16 protein-coding genes and 1 pseudogene are annotated in these 17,235 nt (G+C 43.2%); 2 read left to right on the forward strand and 15 right to left on the reverse strand.

Features of this window, described 5'->3' with window-relative positions:
- Positions 1–34 precede the first annotated feature (34 nt).
- Positions 35–421: a DUF1257 domain-containing protein gene (locus HCR01_RS11770; protein ID WP_162395403.1), complete on the forward strand. Its 387-nt coding sequence runs from the start codon at positions 35–37 to the stop codon at positions 419–421.
- Positions 421–882, forward strand: a complete 462-nt coding sequence (locus tag HCR01_RS11775; RefSeq protein ID WP_193196366.1) for a ferredoxin — start codon at positions 421–423, stop codon at positions 880–882. Before HCR01_RS11770 ends, HCR01_RS11775 begins: the two co-directional genes overlap by 1 nt.
- Before the next feature lie 173 nt (positions 883–1,055).
- On the opposite strand, the gene HCR01_RS11780 is transcribed toward HCR01_RS11775, so the two are convergent.
- The 15 genes and pseudogenes from HCR01_RS11780 to HCR01_RS11850 form a co-directional block, all read right to left on the reverse strand.
- Entirely contained in the window at positions 1,056–1,340 is a 285-nt protein-coding gene (locus tag HCR01_RS11780) for a YiaA/YiaB family inner membrane protein (RefSeq protein ID WP_193196367.1), read from the reverse strand.
- 184 nt (positions 1,341–1,524) lie between these two features.
- The gene (locus tag HCR01_RS11785; protein ID WP_193196368.1) at positions 1,525–3,126 is read right to left on the reverse strand and encodes a DUF4335 domain-containing protein; all 1,602 of its coding nucleotides are present in this window, start codon (positions 3,124–3,126) and stop codon (positions 1,525–1,527) included.
- A 291-nt stretch (positions 3,127–3,417) separates the two neighbouring features.
- Complete coding sequence (locus HCR01_RS11790) at positions 3,418–4,023, reverse strand: DUF3038 domain-containing protein (protein ID WP_193196369.1); 606 nt, start codon at positions 4,021–4,023, stop codon at positions 3,418–3,420.
- A 349-nt stretch (positions 4,024–4,372) separates the two neighbouring features.
- Positions 4,373–6,775, reverse strand: a complete 2,403-nt coding sequence (locus HCR01_RS11795) for an endonuclease MutS2 (RefSeq protein ID WP_193196370.1) — start codon at positions 6,773–6,775, stop codon at positions 4,373–4,375.
- Positions 6,776–6,840: 65 nt separating this feature from the next.
- The gene (locus tag HCR01_RS11800; protein ID WP_193196371.1) at positions 6,841–7,137 is read right to left on the reverse strand and encodes a DUF2288 domain-containing protein; all 297 of its coding nucleotides are present in this window, start codon (positions 7,135–7,137) and stop codon (positions 6,841–6,843) included.
- A gap of 57 nt (positions 7,138–7,194) precedes the next feature.
- Positions 7,195–8,232 (reverse strand): AI-2E family transporter, encoded by a 1,038-nt coding sequence (locus HCR01_RS11805; RefSeq protein WP_193196372.1) that lies wholly within the window; start codon positions 8,230–8,232, stop codon positions 7,195–7,197.
- Positions 8,233–8,387: 155 nt separating this feature from the next.
- A complete protein-coding gene (locus HCR01_RS11810; RefSeq protein ID WP_193196518.1) occupies positions 8,388–9,026 on the reverse strand; it encodes a lysophospholipid acyltransferase family protein in 639 nt (212 codons plus the stop codon).
- Between the two features lie 132 nt (positions 9,027–9,158).
- Positions 9,159–10,040, reverse strand: coding sequence for an ACP S-malonyltransferase (gene fabD, locus HCR01_RS11815; RefSeq protein ID WP_193196373.1), 882 nt, complete (start codon positions 10,038–10,040; stop codon positions 9,159–9,161).
- 121 nt (positions 10,041–10,161) lie between these two features.
- Positions 10,162–11,154 (reverse strand): beta-ketoacyl-ACP synthase III, encoded by a 993-nt coding sequence (locus HCR01_RS11820; protein WP_193196374.1) that lies wholly within the window; start codon positions 11,152–11,154, stop codon positions 10,162–10,164.
- Between the two features lie 178 nt (positions 11,155–11,332).
- Complete coding sequence (plsX, locus tag HCR01_RS11825) at positions 11,333–12,355, reverse strand: phosphate acyltransferase PlsX (protein ID WP_193196375.1); 1,023 nt, start codon at positions 12,353–12,355, stop codon at positions 11,333–11,335.
- Between the two features lie 250 nt (positions 12,356–12,605).
- Positions 12,606–14,087: a leucyl aminopeptidase gene (locus HCR01_RS11830; RefSeq protein ID WP_193196376.1), complete on the reverse strand. Its 1,482-nt coding sequence runs from the start codon at positions 14,085–14,087 to the stop codon at positions 12,606–12,608.
- A gap of 203 nt (positions 14,088–14,290) precedes the next feature.
- Complete coding sequence (locus HCR01_RS11835) at positions 14,291–15,463, reverse strand: EcsC family protein (RefSeq protein WP_193196377.1); 1,173 nt, start codon at positions 15,461–15,463, stop codon at positions 14,291–14,293.
- A gap of 150 nt (positions 15,464–15,613) precedes the next feature.
- Positions 15,614–15,961: pseudogene (locus HCR01_RS11840) on the reverse strand (type II toxin-antitoxin system PemK/MazF family toxin).
- Positions 15,958–16,194 carry a hypothetical protein gene (locus tag HCR01_RS11845; RefSeq protein WP_193196378.1) on the reverse strand — a complete coding sequence of 79 codons (237 nt, stop codon included), beginning with the start codon at positions 16,192–16,194 and terminating at the stop codon, positions 15,958–15,960. The pseudogene HCR01_RS11840 and the gene HCR01_RS11845 overlap by 4 nt, the downstream one beginning before the upstream one ends.
- Positions 16,195–16,339: 145 nt before the next feature.
- On the reverse strand, positions 16,340–17,152 hold the full coding sequence (locus tag HCR01_RS11850; RefSeq protein ID WP_193196379.1) for an alpha/beta fold hydrolase: 813 nt from the start codon (positions 17,150–17,152) through the stop codon (positions 16,340–16,342).
- Positions 17,153–17,235: the final 83 nt, after the last annotated feature.

The raw sequence follows: 17,235 nt of genomic DNA on the forward strand, positions 1-17,235 counted from the left end.
CACAGTAGTTTAGTGTTATTAATTCACAACCACCATGTCACACTTTAGCCAAATTAAGACTCAAATCCGTAACCTTGATTCTTTGAAAGACGCTCTGACTGAATTGGGCATAGACTGGAAACCAGGCCCACGTGAGGTACGTGGCTATCGTGGTCAAACTCATCCTGCCGAAGTTACTATTGAGCAGGAAAATGGCTATGACATCGGCTTTAGATGGAATGGCAAAGAATATGAATTGGTGGCTGACTTACAATATTGGCAGCAAAATTTATCTGTAGACGGTTTCTTACGCCAGGTAAGCCAGCGTTATGCTTACCAAACAGTTGTGAAAGAAACTACTCGTGTTGGCTTTCAAGTCGCTGAACAACAAAAAAATGAAGATGGTTCGATTCGTTTGGTAGTACAGCGCTGGAGTGCGTAATGGCTGATTTTCTACCGTCGCCGGAAGAACAAGAAGACAACCGTTCCGGTTTAGAACCAGAATTAGGCGGTTTCTTACGGGATGCCCCTGAACGTTCTGGTTTTGAACCAGAATTGGGTGGTATGTTGCGCCAAAAAGGTGTTTATGTTGACGAAATCACCTGTATTGGTTGTAAGCACTGCGCTCATGTTGCACGTAACACCTTTTACATTGAACCAGATTATGGGCGATCGCGCGTGGTTCGCCAAGATGGTGACGCGGAGGAAATCATCCAAGAAGCAATTGACACTTGTCCAGTTGATTGCATTCACTGGGTCGATTATACTGATCTGAAAAAGTTAGAGGAAGAACGCAAATTTCAGGTAATTCCTGTAGTAGGCTATCCGGTGGAACATGCGGTTGCTGCTAGCGAACGGCGGCGTAGGAAGCAAAAGGTAAAGACCAAAAAGTCTCGTTATTAAGATAAAAAAATTAAATCAATATAAAAAAGGACTGAGTTTACCAGTCCTTTTGTTTTTTGTTATGTAGTTAATTTTTTCTAATGTGGCAATAACAAGCCGAACCAACTATTTAAAATCCTAAATTCAAAATACTTTAACCGAATTTTAGCGAACATCTAAGATAATTACTGCTTTCATTTTAGATTTAGAGGATCGTGTTGTGAAAGTAATTTCTCTACTTTTGCCTCGTCAAGCCTAGCGGTTAATCTTCTAGTTTCGTGCAAATCTCTAGTGGTTTTTGCCAAAGTAAAAGTTGAGCCAACAGAGAAAGCCAAACCCATACCCATAAAGCCTTTCACCCAGCTATCCACAGGCAAGTTCACAATACCGAAGGTAGTCATAGAAATAGAAATCATAAAAGCTGCCCAGGTTTGGATAACCCAAGCTGCACTGTCTTTTTGAGGGCCAATTGTTTGCATATTTCCTACCTTTCATCTGAGTGATTTAACTGTGATTTTATTGATTAGTACACTGCTCAGCCACAATAGTATTACCAGTTTGGTAACTGGACTCAAAAATGCTAGTTCCAAAGCACTTGGATCAAATAAAAACTGGTACAAGCTATGTACCAGTTTTGCAATTGGCATCAAGCAGCTTGATTAATTATTCAGACTCAGGAAATGTTTGTACTTTGCCATCAGGGCTAAGAACAACTCGAATTCTGAGATTTTGCCCAGTTTTATTGGCAGAGACAAAAGGTTTTCCAATGTCAGGCATCCCAGCGCTGTCAACGAATTCTCTTGCTGCCTTATTAAGGGGAAAAATTCGTTCAATTTTGCCATCAACACCTAGTAATAAACTATATTCTAATGTTTGTCCCAATCTTGCAGGTGGCTGCCAACGCTTACTTATATATTCTCTAGCTTCTGTTATCTGAGGAGTGTCAAATAATGTGCCAGTTGCCACATTTGGAGGCGTAGGGACTTTGCGCCCATCTCCTAATCCATCGATAAATGGATTACTCTCAGTTGTTCTAGAAGGAGTATTTGAAGATGGTAGTTCCGGGGAAGGTTTGTTTGCGGGAGAAATTTCTAAAGAATCATTATTTTGGGAACTGGATGGTAAACTCTGTCTCTGAGGCAAAGCAGTTCCAGCTTGGGGAATTGAGCCCGCTGGGTTTTGTCCAAGTTTTGGTTGAATGGTAGTTTCCTGTCCTGGGATTTTGGTAAGTGCTGTGCTTCTGGGATTGGTGGGAAGGGTTGGAGTCTTCGTTTGAGGTAGAGTTAGTGGATCTTTTGGAGATAGTAGGGGTGTTGAAGAGAAATTGGAATTGGGGGATTGGGGAGTCGTAAGCAAACTGGAATTAGGGGATATTTGAGACTGAGTGGAGAAGTTGGAATTAGGGGATATTAGGGGTTTTGGGGGCAAACTAGAAGTGGGTAGCGCAGGAGTGGAGCCTAGAGGTGGCAATGATGATTGGAAATTATCTTGAGGGATGAGTCCAGATTGAGGAGTGGGAAAGTTTAGCGAAGGTGAGCTTTCTAGGGCAATATTTGCTTCTGTTGGATCTATGGTTTTGGCAGTCTGCTGTTGCTTTTGCCTGATGTTGTTAGCATATTGCCAGGTAACTGGTGTTAAACCCAAAGCCAAGACCAAGACAGCGGCAACAGGTGCCCAAGTAGGAAAACTCGAACTCGAACTCGAACTGCTGAGAGTTGGCAATACCATAACATCAGCCGAGTATTCATCTAAGGCGCTCGCCAAATCAAAAAGTTGCAGCAAACTCAGTTGAATAACACGACCAGATGCTTGGTTAGCGAGGGAACCAAGAAATAAGTTGTGAGTTAAATAGCTATTCGGTTCTAAGCGGATCTCTGCTCCTGGGATCTGGGAGGTCAAGGACTTTAATGTTTTAGCAGACAGTGAAGCGGAATGTAAATCTTTTGATTCTTCTGGCTCATCAAGTACTTTGTTTGACTCTTGCGGCCCTGAAAATGTAACCCAAAAGCTTTCTGGAGACTGTTGGAGGAATTCTTGGACGTAGATTGTGACTGCATCACACAAAGCTTCGAGTTGGTCGCGATCGCCCCGAATTGGCACTCTGCGATCTTCTGGTAATCGCGGATCGTCAAAACGTAACTCAAAGCTTAATTGCTTGAGGACAGTTTTTCCCATCCAACGGGACAAAGGTGAGCTTTGCGCTAAGACTTCTAGCGTACAAGTGGGAGGCGTATAACGACGAATAACAGAATTTGATAGAGGCATGGCAGGAACTACAAGGTCTATTATTATTTGGGATTTTGCGTTCGCGTAGCGTGTCGCAGAAAAAAGTTGCTATATCGTTAATTATTTTTGCCTACGCGCCCAAGACAATTGAGCGTTGGAGGGTTTATTCCGTAGCAAACTTTTCAAGATAGATTTTGCGGAAAGTCAAGCCAGTTACTTGCTCAAAGGATTATGAGTTAAGGTTTCCGACATAATCACATGTCCGAACTGACTTTGGTTTCCTGACCTAGCAAACTTTCCAAAATGGATTTTGGATGAGAAATCTCAAATCTAAAATTTTGTGGAACGGTCTATAAGTGCTAGCCAGAGACGGCGGTGTCCACCTGGGGCACTATAAAAAAGTAAATCTACAAGCAGTTTAAGTGCCAGATTGGTAAGTAAATCCGTCGAGATTTGGTCATCCTCTTCCATCCGCTCTTGGTAGGTGTTGCAGAAAGCATCTATGTAATCTCCAAGTAGAGCAGCCTGATGAGGTTCCCGTTTGGTTTCCGCCATTTGTTCTAATAAACCGACAGCACGCCGAATTAATTCTTGGTGCTCCTTAGCTAGGTAGCAGGTGATTAGAACAAGCGATCGCGCTTCTTCTATATCTAGTTTTTTTCGCCCTCCTTGACCTTTGCGTAAGGGGTTGGACTGGCGTAGTCGCCACAATGCTACGCGATCGGGCACTCTTGACTCTAAATTCAGCTTAGTTGCCGCTGAAAGCATTGCTTCGGAACCAATGCCAGTTAAAGTTTCTAGCGCCAACAGCACCAAGTCTAACTGGGTTTTGATATTGTCCCATTGAACTGCATCTGGCGCTGGAAGCTTGATTAAATCCTCCCACGGGGAATTTGGAGTGGCTGAGTTGGCGGCCGTGTGCATAACTTTTAGCATAGGTGATCAGGCTGATAGGGACTGTTGCTGTTACCCATTTTGAAACCAGACTCTCAAGCATCAAAGTTGGTTTCCTATAGCTATGAGCCAGAAGCTTCAACTAGCTTTTCTCTGTAGTAAACAGCAGTTATCTTTGTCTTACTCTAAATGAAAACTTCTTTTCATCAAAGTAGAAAATTATCAGCCCAAGTCGATATTTACCTAACTTTAGCTACTAGCTAAGTACAAGAGTATAAATAAACAAACCTAAAATTGATAACTGCTAATTGCTAATCTCTAATCACCATCAGCTAATTAGTAATTAGCAATTAACAATCATTAACTCTGCCCAGTTACATTTATTGCCGCTTTATTTTATGTGGACAATAGTAACACCACTGCCACCGTCTGCTCGTTCTGCTGCTTCATAGTTGCTGACTCTGGGGTGCTGTTGCAAAAAGGTGTGAACACCTTGCCGTAACTTACCAGTCCCGTACCCGTGAATAATCCATACTGGCCCTGTAGCTTCCGAGATGGCTTTGTCAAGAATGAATTCGGCGTCAGCCACTCGCTTACCACGCAAATCGACGGTATTTTGGGAAGTGCGAATCGCTGGGGCTGGCTGCGGTGGTGTAACTACTGTTGGGACTGGCTTTGCTTTAACGACTGGTTCAGCTTTTTGACCATCTAGAGATTCTACATCTTCTAGTTTGACTGTCATCTTCATGATCCCAAAGCGCACAGTTAACTCCCCATCATTACCGGGGGTGGTTAACACTTCTGCTGTTTGCCCCAACTTGGGAACACGCAGGCGATCGCCTACTTTGGGCATAAACCCAAGTTTTGGTTTTGGTTGTGTTGCTGGCTGATATTTCTGGGCAATTTGATTCAAGGCATTAGTCGCTTGCTGGGCATCTTGGGCTGTGGGTGTACCTTGCTGCAAGCGGCGAATTACTTGGGCAATTTCACCTTTTGCTTGGGTGATCGCTTGTTGAACAGCTACTTCCTGTGAAGCCCGCAGAGCACTTTCTCTTTCTTGTAAAGCTGAGGCTTTTTCGGATACTTCTTTGTATAAACGCTCCGCTTGCTGCAATACATTTTGCGCTTCAGTAGCTTTAGTTTCCTGACGGCGACGTTGCGCTTCTAACCCAGCAATGACTTGGTTAACTTCATCTGTTGCTTCTCCCACTTGGGATTTCGCCTGTTCCACAACTTCTGGTTTTAGCCCCAAACGCAAAGCAATTGTCAAGGCGTTGGAACGTCCGGGTATTCCCCACAGTAGGCGGTAAGTTGGCGACAGAGTACTTTCGTCAAATTCTACCGAGGCATTTTCAAATCGCTCATCTTCATATTTCAGCGCTTTTAGTTCACCAAAGTGAGTGGTAGCGATTGTTAGCTGAGCGTGGTTAGACAGATATTGCAGCAAGGCGATCGCTAAGGCACTACCTTCAACTGGATCGGTGCCTGCGCCGACTTCATCAAGTAATACTAGGGAATTGGGCTTATGGCATGGGGCATGAGACTCTCCATCATTGCTGATTGCGTCTAAAATCCTACTGATGCGGCGGATGTGACCGGAGAATGTGGATAAACTCTGCTGTAGGGATTGTTCATCGCCAATATCTGCCAGCACTTGGTCAAACCAAGGGATTTCGACTGGTTCGCGGGCGGGGACAAATAAACCTACCTTGGCCATCAATGCTGCTAACCCTAGGGTTTTTAAGGTAACAGTTTTACCGCCAGTATTTGGCCCGGTAATTGTTACTACCCGAATTTGTGGACTGATGAACAAATCTACAGGAACTACTGGTTGCCCTTGTTCGTGCTGTTGCTGCCACACTAACAATGGATGACGCAAATGCCGTAAGGTAATGATTTCACTTTCCTCCCGGTTGATAAATCGCGGGGGATTAGCTCCTAGCCAGAAACTATATCGTGATCTGGCGGTTGCGAGATCCAAAGTGGTAACAATTGCTAATAACCTCTCCAAATCAGGTTTGACTGCTGCTACTTGCTCCGTTAAAACACGGCGAATCGCTTCTTCTTCTGCTTGCTCTTTTCTAATTATCTGCCGCAGTTGGTTGCCTAGAGGCACGATAGAATTAGGTTCTACATACAGCGTCGCACCACTAGTAGAGGTATCGTGGACAATGCCGGGAATGGCATCTTTTTGAGGTGCTTTCACAGGGATTACATAGCGATCGCCCCGTTGGGTAATTAGCTGTTCCTGAACTGCCCCAGCTTTTGCCTGTAGAATATTTTGCAGCTTTTGAGTAATTTGAGTGCGTAATCGCCGCAAATCTGTACGAATTTCTCCCAGTTTTTGGCTAGCGCGATCAGTTACCTGTGCTCGTTCATCTATACAACGGTGAATTTCCTGTTCTAGTTCGGGATAAGTCCGCAAATCGGCAACCAAATTAGTCAAGATTGGCAAATCTTCTTGGTTGTCAATTACACGGCGCAAATTTCTAGCACCAGCGAGGGTGGTAGCGATCGCTAACAGTTCATCCCCAGTTAAAATTCCGCTGCGTTCTGCCCGTTCTAAGGAATCACCAATATCTTGAATTCCCTCAAACGACAGTCCTGTAGTTAGACGGCTTTCTAGTTGGTAAACTTCTTTGGTTTGCTCTAACAACTGTTCGCTTTCTGCCTGAGACTCAGGCATTTTCAGATGACGCGCAGCTGTCGCCCCCAGCTTAGTTGCCGCAAACGTGCAAAGGTGCTGGCAGAGGCGATGCCATTCTAGTAGTTCTAAGGTTTCAGATTGGATCAAGGTTTCAACATCTAATCTGAAATTATGGTAACAATTCTAGCCGTTCTGTGACACTTAAATTTAGCTTACGCAGTAGCTATTTCTTGCACCAGAACGTAGGGCTGGACTATGAGGGTATGAAATCGCTTGGTGCGATCGCTATTCCATTCTCCTACTTGTACTGGTGATGGTTTAGTAATTAATTGCTCATCAATCCACTGCTGTACTGATGGAATATTATCGCTGGCGATCGCTTCCCCAACATCCAGCAAGTTTAGCTCAGATGCCACTAATATTACCGTGTCTCGCTGCACATGAGGAATTAGCCACTCCCATTCTGCCTCATCTAATATTTCTGTTAATTCCGCTCTTAAATCCGACATTATTCTCTAACGTTGATATTATTCACTACTTCGTAGTTTATAACTCTTGACTATTGGCTACACTTCTGATTTCATTTCATCAATTTCAAACAAAGATACAATTACTCCGGCGATCGGAATAGATATAAAAACACCTAATAGACCTGCTACTTTAGCACCTACAAGCAAAGCAAAGAATACGACTACAGGATTAAGATTGAGCGCACCTTGCATAATGCGGGGCGCAATTAAGTTATCTTGTATCTGCTGAAGAACAATACAAGCTGCCAATACTTTCAATGCTAACCAAACACCTTGAGACAACACAACTAGAGTAATTGTACCAATTCCTAATGTTGCTCCTATGCCAGGAATGATATCAACGATTCCAACTATCACTGACAATATCAAGGCAAAAGGTACTTTTAATAATACGAACACCAGAAAAGTCGAAGTTGTGAGAAATAAGCTTAATAACAACTGACCTCTAAAAAAGCCTAAGAAGGAGCGCCTAATTATATTTGTAAATCGGTTACGGCGCTGCTTTGGTACTACTTTTAAGATAAAGCTCCAGAGCTTATCTCCATCTAGGAGCATGAAAAAAGCTACAACCGCAATCAATATAAAAGTTACAAAGTTAGTCATAAAACTTTGTAAAATTGCCAAGCTAGTTACAAGAGTTGTTACAGCTTGATCCCGTAATTGTCCTTCAATTACACTCAAATCTATTTGAAGATTACGGCTTCGTAGAAATACTTCTAATCGCTCTAATAGAGGTACTAAAGAATTTAAAAATCCAGTTATGCTGTCAATTAATTGTTGTCCTTGAGATAGAATCGTTAAGCCCACAGTAACAGCTATACCGCCAAGAATCACAACACTAAGCAAGAAAACTACAACAACTGCTATGCCGTGGGGCAAAAAACGCCGCAGCCATTGTACAGGATAGCTGAGCAAAAAAGCCAAAATTGCAGCGAATGTAAAAATAACTATGACTATCTCAAAGTAAGCTAAAAGCTGCACAATTGCCCAGCCAGAAGCCACTAAAAGTAAAAAGCGGACTAACGCCAGATTATTCAATCGATCCCAAAAGTTTTTGGCTTCAAAGCCGCTCATATACTATCTAGAGAAAAGGTAGTGGTGATTTAGCCTAGCTGTTGCATTTAAGCACAAAGTCTTACTTGATTTGCTATGGCGCATTAACTTTAAACATATAGAAACTGAGTGGCGATCGCCACTTCCTTAAAGCATATTCCCCAGTATGATTTAACTCATCGGCCTAAATCATGCATCTCATTGATCACTGTGGTACATTTTTGTGTTATAGCTTCTAATTCTTCTTTATTAGTGGAACTAGGAGTATCAATTAATTTGCCAATCCTAATAGTAATAGGAACAGCTTGAGGTATTGCCGAGCCTTTTTTTAAAATCCCCTCAGTACCCCACAAACTTACTGGCAATATTGGTGCTTTGGCCTTCGCCGCTAGTAGCGCTGCGCCTCTTTTGGGGTCTGTAATTCGACCATCTGGGGTACGAGTGCCTTGCAAAAAAACACCGACAGCCCAACCGTTATTGAGGTACTCTAGGGCAGAACGGATAGCAGTGCGATCAGCACTTCCTCGACTTACCGGGTAAGCACCGTACAACTTAATCATTTTTGCCAAAATCGGAATATCAAATAACTCTTCCTTAGCCATATAAGCCACTGGGCGACGTACACAATTAGAGACAATCGGCGGATCAAAGTAACTAGCATGATTACTCACTACCACTAGTGGCCCTGATTGAGGAACATTTTCCACACCATAAATTTGGCCCCGAAAGTAAGTATGAAGCATGGGGCTGACGACCGACCATTTAAAGGCGTGGTAAAGTGCCAGACTAATAAACGGTTCGCGGCTTTGAGACATAAAAGGTTGAGGATTGCGGATTAGGGATTGGGCATTGAGGATTGGGCATTGGTTGGGGTCAGCGGGAAAAGGAAAAACCATTCCTTTACCCTTTAACCTTTTCCCCTCTTAAGAGTCCCCAGTCCCCGGCCTTTAGTCCGGTAATTCAGTTGCATTACGGACGTTTTTTAAGATTAAATCAGGGCTAATACGTTTAATTAAACCAGTTAGTACGTTACTGGGGCCAATTTCTATTACTTGCTGAATGCCGTTTGCTGGTAATTCTAGAGAGATTTCTCGCCATCGTACCGAACCAGTCATTTGTTTGTTTAAGCGCTGCTTTAAAATTTCGGCATCAATAGATGGAACTGGTTCTACATTAGACAACACTGGCACAACAGCTGGTTGAAATTCCACAGATTCTAGAATGTCTTGGAACTCTGCCGCCGCTGGTGCTATTAAGTGTGAATGAAATGCTCCAGAAACTTTTAAAGGAATAGCACGCTTAGCTTTCACTTGAGAAATTACCGCTTGTACAGCGTCCGGCGTCCCAGAGATTACCACCTGAGCCGGACTGTTGTCATTAGCCAGCACTACATCGGGCGTTTGAGAAATGACTTTTTCCAACTGTTCGCGGTCAAAGTTCAACAAAGCAGCCATCATCCCACCTGCGGCACTATCCATAAGTTCCGCACGACGCTTGACCAAGTGTAATCCCGCCGACCATTCAAAGACACCAGCAATATAAAGAGCAACATATTCGCCCAAACTATGACCAGCAACTAAATCTGGCTGATATCCCCGTTCCCGGATGAGATCAGCAAGAATGCTTTCCACCACATAAAGAATTGGCTGTGTATATAGCGTCTGTGATAATTTTTCTTCGTCCTTTTGACAGATTTCTCTTACAGACCAGCCCAAAATAGCCTCAGCTTGAACAAATTTGTCTTTGGCAGAGGGTATATCTAATAAATCCATTCCCATTCCCAGTACTTGAGAACCTTGTCCGGGAAACACCCATGCAGTTTTAGTCATTGGTCATTGGTCATTGGTTATTGGTCATTAGTCATTTGTCATTACAAAGAACAAATGACTAATGACAAAGAGAGAAGTCTGAACGCCGGCTTCCGGCGCTCAGAACTTCGGGGACAAAATATTATCTTCCCCATTGAAAAATTGCCGCGCCCCAAGTAAGACCGGCACCAAAGCCGGATGTAGCAATGATGTCATTAGGTTTAATTTTGTCTTGCCGCACTGCTTCATCTAGGGCTAGGGGGATGGAGGCGGCAGAGGTATTGCCGTACTGAGCAAGATTACTAATAACTTTATGTTGAGGAATATTTAAGCGTTGGGCAACAGCATCGAGAATCCGCTGATTGGCTTGATGCAGGATTAGCCAATCGATTTGCTCAACATTGAGGTTAGCTTGAAACAAGGCTTTGTCAATAATTTCTGGCACTTTTTGGACAGCGAAGCGGTAAATTTCTTTACCGTTCATGGTTATGGGTTGGTAAGTGCCTTTAGTAATATTTACGCCTGGGAGTAGTTCTTGGGAAGAGGCTGCATAGGAAAGGTTGAGCTGATGATTTTGAGTACCATCGCTTTTAAGTGCAAATCCCAATAGGCGATCGCTTTTGGATGCTTGCAATACTACTGCTCCTGCACCATCACCGAACAATACACAAGTGCCCCTATCTTGCCAATCTACCCAGCGAGAGAGGATATCTGCTCCTATCAACAGTACATTTTGAAAAACGCCTGTTTTTATATATTGGGCGGCTGTTACTAGCCCAAAGACAAAGCCAGAGCAGGCTGCTGTCAAGTCAAAAGCAACTGCTTTGGTGGCTCCTAATTCAGCTTGTACTTGACAAGCAGTACCAAACAAGTCGTCAGAAGTGGATGTCGCCAGCAAAATTAGATCTAAGTCAGATGCGGTGATACCAGCAGATGCGATCGCCTGGCGACTAGCCGCAGTGGCGAGTACACTTAATGACTCAGATGGTTGTGCTAACCGCCGTTGACGAATTCCCGTTCTTGTTGTGACCCACTCGTCTGATGTCTCAACTAATTTAGACAAGCTTTGGTTGTCTAAGGAAGTTGCTGGTACTGCTGAGCCACTTCCAGTAATTGCTACCCCTAAGTTTTGCACTCTTAATCTCCCAAGCTATCAGCTTTTTGTCCTTTGTCCTCTCTTACAAAGTTCTGTTCGCCTTTGGCGTTGGCGGAGCCATCGGAGGAAACCTCGGCTCAGACTTTGCGCTTTGTCATTTGTCCTTCGTCCTTCGTTTTTACAAATGACAAGTTACTCAATGACTAATGACTAATCGCTAACCGCTTTCGCGCTCTAAGATATATTGTGACTGAATTCGTTGCAGCACCTCGTTGTCAACAGCTTCTTTTGCCATCCGAATGGCGTTAAAAATTGAAGGTGCTTGGGAGCTACCATGACCAATAAAACAGACTCCGGCGACACCTAATAGCAGAGCACCACCATGTTCTGCATGATCCATCCGCTGCTTAATTCGCTTCAGATTTGGTTTTAAAAGTGCTGAGCCAATTTGACCGTGCAATCCTTGGGGTAATTCTTCCCGCAAAATTTGCAGAATTACTTCTCCGACCGCTTCGGCGAATTTTAATAATACATTACCGACAAAGCCATCGCAGACAATTACATCAAAGCGACCAGAAAGTACATCACGCCCTTCAGCATTACCAATAAAATTAATTTGGGTATTTTCGCGTAACATTTGGTGGGCGCGGACGGCTGCGTCATTGCCCTTAGAATCTTCTTCTCCAATATTTAACAAACCTACCTTGGGTTCGCTAGTACCTATGACATACTGACTGTAAGCTGATCCCATTACGGCAAACTGCTCTAAAAACTTAGGACGACAGTCTACATTTGCGCCGACATCAAGTATAAGTACTGGTTTGCCAGCCACAATTGTGGGAAAAACAGTCCCTATTGCTGGACGGTCAATTCCCGGTAATCGTCCTAAGCGCAGTAACGCTGCTGCCATTGCTGCTCCAGAGTGTCCGGCAGAAAAAACGGCATCTGCTTGTTTTTGCTTGACTAAATCCATAGCCACATTAATAGAGGCCTGGGGTTTACGTCTAACTGCGCTTAAAGGCTCCTCGTCCATCGCGATCGCCTCCTGTGCAGGAACGATCTCTACTTGCCCGAAATTTGTTTTTGGCGGCAAAGCAGCTTTAATTTGTTGGGGATCACCTACCAACAAGACTTCTACACCCAATTCTTCTCGTGCCCGCAGTGCGCCAGCAACGATTTCACCGGGTGCGTGATCCCCTCCCATTGCATCAATTGCGATCCGTACGCGAGTCGATCCCATTGCTCAGAGCTATTAGAAACCTTACAAATTTTACCAGATGGCTTTGCTGAAAAAGCGTAAATTTCTAACTGCCAATTGATTTCTGTTACTATTGCAACAAATTTTGGCAGCAAGCCAAAGATAATAACACGAACTGTGAGGGATTGGGCATGGGGTATTGGGAAAGGAAAAGGGGTAAAGGGGAAAGGTAAAAATTATCTTTTTACTATTTGCTCTTTAACCTTGTCCCTCTTTTCCCGGTAAAGAGTCCCTAGTCTCCAGTACCTAGTACCCAGTTAACTAAGGTACGAACGCCGTAACCAGTTGCCCCCGAACCGTTGTAGCCATTTTCTTTATCTGTCCATACTGGGCCAGCAATGTCTAAGTGTGCCCAAGGGGTTTCTTTGATAAACTGTTTGAGGAAAAGGGCGGCGGTAATGGCTCCACCTGGACGCGGGCCAGTGTTTTTCATGTCCGCAATGCCAGATTTTAAACCTTCAAAATATTTTTCTTCCATTGGCATCCGCCAAATCTTTTCTCCTGATGTTTCAGCAGCTTTTTCTAGTTCAGCAGCGATCGCATCATTGAGAGTAAATAAACCAGCAATATCATCACCCAAGGCTATGACGTTAGCACCAGTTAAGGTGGCTAAATCAATGATCGCATCCAATCCCAGTTTGTCAGCATACACTAAGGCATCTGCTAGGGTCAAACGTCCTTCAGCATCGGTGTTGTTTACTTCAATTGTTTTGCCATTAGATGCTTTAAGAACATCTCCAGGGTGCATAGCGCGACCGCTAATCATATTTTCGGTCGCTGCTGAGATAAAGTGGACTTCAACATCTGGCTTGATCTGAGCAATTGCTTTAGCCGCGCCGAAAGTAGCAGCTGCACCACCCATATCAATTTTCATGGTTTCGATGCCGCTACCAGCACCTTTAATATTGAGTCCGCCGGAATCGAAGGTTAAGCCTTTGCCGATAATTGCCAGTTTCTTTTTGGGTGTACCTTCTGGCTTGTAAGTCAGGTGAATAAATTTAGGTGGCAAATCAGAAGCTTGAGCGACACCTAAAAAAGCACCCATACCTAATTTTTCACAGTCGTCTCGTTCCAGAATTTCTACTTGTAAACCGTGATCTTTGGCGATCGCTTGAGCCGTTTCTGCCAAAGTAATTGGTGTAACTGCGTTGGCTGGGGCTGCTACCAACTGCCGCGCTAAAATTACTCCTGATACGATTTGATTGGCGCGGCTAATGGCTGCTTCTTGTCCACCGAATCCTAGTAAATCTACGGTTTCGACTTGTGGCCCTTTATCTTCTGGCTCGGACTTAAAGCGAATATCTTGGTAAAGCGCCAATTGCACACCTTCGGCGATCGCTTGGGCAGTTGCCGCAGGATCATTATTCCATAATGGAAAACTAAACCCTAGAGTTTTGCTTTTTTGCTTTTTTGCTACCCTGGCTACAGCCGCAGCAGCGCGTCGCAGGGTGTCTAATTTTAATGCTTCTGGTTTTCCTAAACCTACTAGAATAACTTTTTTAACTGGGCTACCAGCACCTACGCGGGTGAAGATGGTGCTGTTAGCTTTCCCTGTAAATTCATCTTCAGCAATCAGTTCTTTTAAGATTCCGCCAAACTTTTCATTTAAAGTTGCCAGTTCACCAGTTAACTCTACTGCATCTTCAAATAATCCAATTGCCAAACTATCGCCTGCCCACTCTAGCAAAGGCGTATCACTAGGTTGAATTGCCATTTTGAGATTTTGTGTAAGTATTCCTTCTAGTACCAGTATTGCTCAAAATTCTTGCTTCATGCTCACAGGAGATAGAACACAGGGATGATATGAGTGTAGGTGTGTGAATAATACCACTGGTATCAACTCAAGCTGTAGTGACGAACGATATTAGAGACGTTGCATTGTAACGTCTCTACAGAGGTTATCGGTCTTCTTCGTTGCTAACTTTTGAGTGTTGATTTAATTGTGTTCAAGTCAATGTCAAACTTGTTGGTGATCGCTGTAATTATCTGTTTTTCTGCTGGTCTAGTCTGTCTGTCAAGTTGAGCAATTTTGTAACACTGTGCCAACAAAGGTATGGCAAAATCACGGTTTAGTTGGCTAATTAAGGTATCTAGAGGCTGGGGTGACTTGATATTTTGAGCTATGACATCTAGCGATGTAGAACTGAGATTTAGAGCTTGTAACTCTGGCAAAATTTCTGCCCAAGTTTTCTCTGGATGACTCGCCAGGATCATGTGAACTAAGATTTGATCCATGATTGCTTCTTGGGCGATCGCTTTTTCCAGATACTTTTCACTCTCTGTTTTTAAATTTGCTAGTGTCTGTGGAGAGTTGAGGGAAGTTGATTCATCCAGCTTGGCTTCATAAAATCGACAAGCCGCATATCCTAATGAATAGATCATCGTTGCATTCGAGCTAGCGGCGATCGCTGCACCAGCAAAGGGTATATTTCGCAGCAAACCTAAACCCGCAGCTTTCAAAAGACGACCACCACCCAACGCCAGACCAAAAATTGCCAAAACTTCGCCTTTGCGAGCCGGATCTTTTAAATTTAAGCCATAAGCAGATGCAATTTGATAAAGCATTTCTGACTGCAACTTTGTTGTTGCTGCTAAATCAATTGCCAGGAATGCTACTGCAACTCCTGGTAAAATACTGGTTGCTAGACCAATTCCACCTGCTTTAGTTGCTTTTTCCACCATAATTCGGTGAGCAATCTGATTGGGTGATTCATTGGGATATTGTTGCTTTAATTTATTCACCGCAACTTCTGCTTTTTCCAAATCCACAACATCAGTAGCACCAATTAGCCAATTAAGATTTAATACTCCAGATAGTTTTCTAATCAGCCAATTTTCGCTGAGGCGATTCACTACTTGTCCGGTGGTTTGAGTTGTTTGCTCAATTAAGTTATGTGTTTGTTTCGTCGCCGCTTGTCCCACTTCAATTGCTGTATTGACAACTTGGGCGACATTTTTGACAAAAGACTCGAATACAGACGGTTCTGCTTCTGCTGATGGTTTAGGCTTGATTTCTACTTCTAAAGATTTTGTGGGTGAATTAACTGATTGATTCAGCTTTGTTTGTTGTTGGAATTTGTTTGTTGTCATTGCTCAACACCGTCCTGAAAGTCTTTCTATTCAGGTTTTAGCGAAAGTGTGAGGGGTTTGACATCTGCCAACAAGCACAACTTGTTAAATCAAATTAGAGTTATTCTGGACATTAGTTTACATACCGATAGAACGACAAAGGTTTTGATTTTATAGTTGATAACCTAATGTCAATAACATTTTACCTTCTAAAATGATAAGTGTTTCTGGAGTCAGTTCACCCAGCTTTCTTTGTAATCTAGTCTTGTCAATCACCCGCAGTTGATAGCAGAGAGCAACTGAATTTTGTTCCAATCTTCCCTCACCACTTTGAATTAACATACACGTTGGTAAAGAAGCACGACGCAAATTACTGGTTAAAGGGATGGTTATGACAGTAGTTGAAAATTAAGAAATTATTTCATTCTGAAAGACAACAACAGGTCTAGTACCTCCCTGTTCTGAACCTCTGCTTGGATTTAAGTCTGCCAACCATACTTCACCTCGTTTCACAGTCATTTTAAATCTTCTTGTCTCAGCAAATCGGTATATTCGTTTAATCCTTCTTCTGCAAGTCTTCGATCTTCATCAGCAAATTCACTGTAGAGAGCAGTCATCTGAGTTTCATCTATTTTCCAACTAGCTGCGCGATCGCGGAATTTAATAAAAGCTAAAAAATCTGCAACTTGCCTGAGTTGTTCTTCGTTGAGGTTTTCTAATTCTTTAGCGAGTAACTCTTTAAGGACAACCATTTCTGAGTCTCAATAAGTGTATGTTTATTGATTAAAGAAAGGTTTTTCAGTTGATTATGTCTTGATTTTAATATCTCTATTTAACTGCAAAGCTACTCGCTATTCACGACTAGTAGTAAAAATTACCGTTTCAGTAAGCAAGACTTTACACAGACGATTTAATTGTTTGAGACTTACTTTCTAAAAAGTTTTGACTCTTGAGAATCTCATAGAGATAAATATCTTTCTCCAGTAGACAGGCATGTCCACTATCGGGCAGTACCATTGTTTTGGCATTGGGTAAAATATTCGCTATCCGCTTCACTTCAGTCACAGAAGGCAAAAGCCGATCGCTAGCACCAGCAATTAGCAACGTTGGTTGAGTCAGGCGACGTAACTGCTCCTCATCTACATGAAACTCCCGCAGTAAAGACAACCGCCAGAGAACGGTTGCAGGTGGGATAGAACGCATAGTTTTCAGCAGTTCGTGGCGATCACTTCTGGAGATGCGTGGCAAAGATGCTAAAAATGGTAATAACCCCAGTGCGCCGACGTCATAAAGTGGTTCTGGTACAAAAGAAGTTAGTTGAGATGCGGAATTTAACCAAGGGCGCAGGTGAAAGGCAGAAGCCGGGTTAATTAGAATAATTCGCTTAAATAACTGTGGCGTTTGAATCGCCACTTTCATCGCCAAACAACCACCAAAGGATTCACCACACAGATAAATTGGCCTCTGGGAGCTTTTTTTTAATTCTGCATGGATCAAATTCAATACATTCTTAGTTAGTACATCCCAGGTGGTGAGGTCTTTTCGTGGGAGTGCTAAACAGCGGACATCAAAGCCAACTTCTAATCCTGCGGTTTGCGATCGCAACAATTGACCTGTTCCATCCATTCCTGGCAAATATACAAACAGCGGATACTCTGGTTGTACTCGTTTAGGAGTAAGGAAACAAGGGCTTAGCTCAACTTCTGGCATTGTAAAATTTAAATTGAATTTCTTGGTTTTATCGAATTTTTTCTGTTAAAACCCATACTTATAGGTCTGGGATTACACGCAGA

Source organism: Nostoc sp. MG11 (assembly GCF_014904695.1).
Classification (GTDB): domain Bacteria; phylum Cyanobacteriota; class Cyanobacteriia; order Cyanobacteriales; family Nostocaceae; genus Komarekiella.

What these genes read in the sequence shown, in the direction of transcription:
- HCR01_RS11800 (WP_193196371.1), bottom strand. Translation starts at nt 7,137, where the DNA reads ATGTCGGATTTAAGAGCGGAATTAACAGAAATATTAGATGAGGCAGAA.
- HCR01_RS11805 (WP_193196372.1), bottom strand. Translation starts at nt 8,232, where the DNA reads ATGAGCGGCTTTGAAGCCAAAAACTTTTGGGATCGATTGAATAATCTG.
- HCR01_RS11810 (WP_193196518.1), bottom strand. Translation starts at nt 9,026, where the DNA reads ATGTCTCAAAGCCGCGAACCGTTTATTAGTCTGGCACTTTACCACGCC.
- HCR01_RS11830 (WP_193196376.1), bottom strand. Translation starts at nt 14,087, where the DNA reads ATGGCAATTCAACCTAGTGATACGCCTTTGCTAGAGTGGGCAGGCGAT.
- plsX (WP_193196375.1), bottom strand. Translation starts at nt 12,355, where the DNA reads ATGGGATCGACTCGCGTACGGATCGCAATTGATGCAATGGGAGGGGAT.
- HCR01_RS11785 (WP_193196368.1), bottom strand. Translation starts at nt 3,126, where the DNA reads ATGCCTCTATCAAATTCTGTTATTCGTCGTTATACGCCTCCCACTTGT.
- HCR01_RS11780 (WP_193196367.1), bottom strand. Translation starts at nt 1,340, where the DNA reads ATGCAAACAATTGGCCCTCAAAAAGACAGTGCAGCTTGGGTTATCCAA.
- HCR01_RS11845 (WP_193196378.1), bottom strand. Translation starts at nt 16,194, where the DNA reads ATGGTTGTCCTTAAAGAGTTACTCGCTAAAGAATTAGAAAACCTCAAC.
- fabD (WP_193196373.1), bottom strand. Translation starts at nt 10,040, where the DNA reads ATGACTAAAACTGCATGGGTGTTTCCCGGACAAGGTTCTCAAGTACTG.
- HCR01_RS11790 (WP_193196369.1), bottom strand. Translation starts at nt 4,023, where the DNA reads ATGCTAAAAGTTATGCACACGGCCGCCAACTCAGCCACTCCAAATTCC.
- HCR01_RS11775 (WP_193196366.1), top strand. Translation starts at nt 421, where the DNA reads ATGGCTGATTTTCTACCGTCGCCGGAAGAACAAGAAGACAACCGTTCC.
- HCR01_RS11835 (WP_193196377.1), bottom strand. Translation starts at nt 15,463, where the DNA reads ATGACAACAAACAAATTCCAACAACAAACAAAGCTGAATCAATCAGTT.
- HCR01_RS11850 (WP_193196379.1), bottom strand. Translation starts at nt 17,152, where the DNA reads ATGCCAGAAGTTGAGCTAAGCCCTTGTTTCCTTACTCCTAAACGAGTA.
- HCR01_RS11770 (WP_162395403.1), top strand. Translation starts at nt 35, where the DNA reads ATGTCACACTTTAGCCAAATTAAGACTCAAATCCGTAACCTTGATTCT.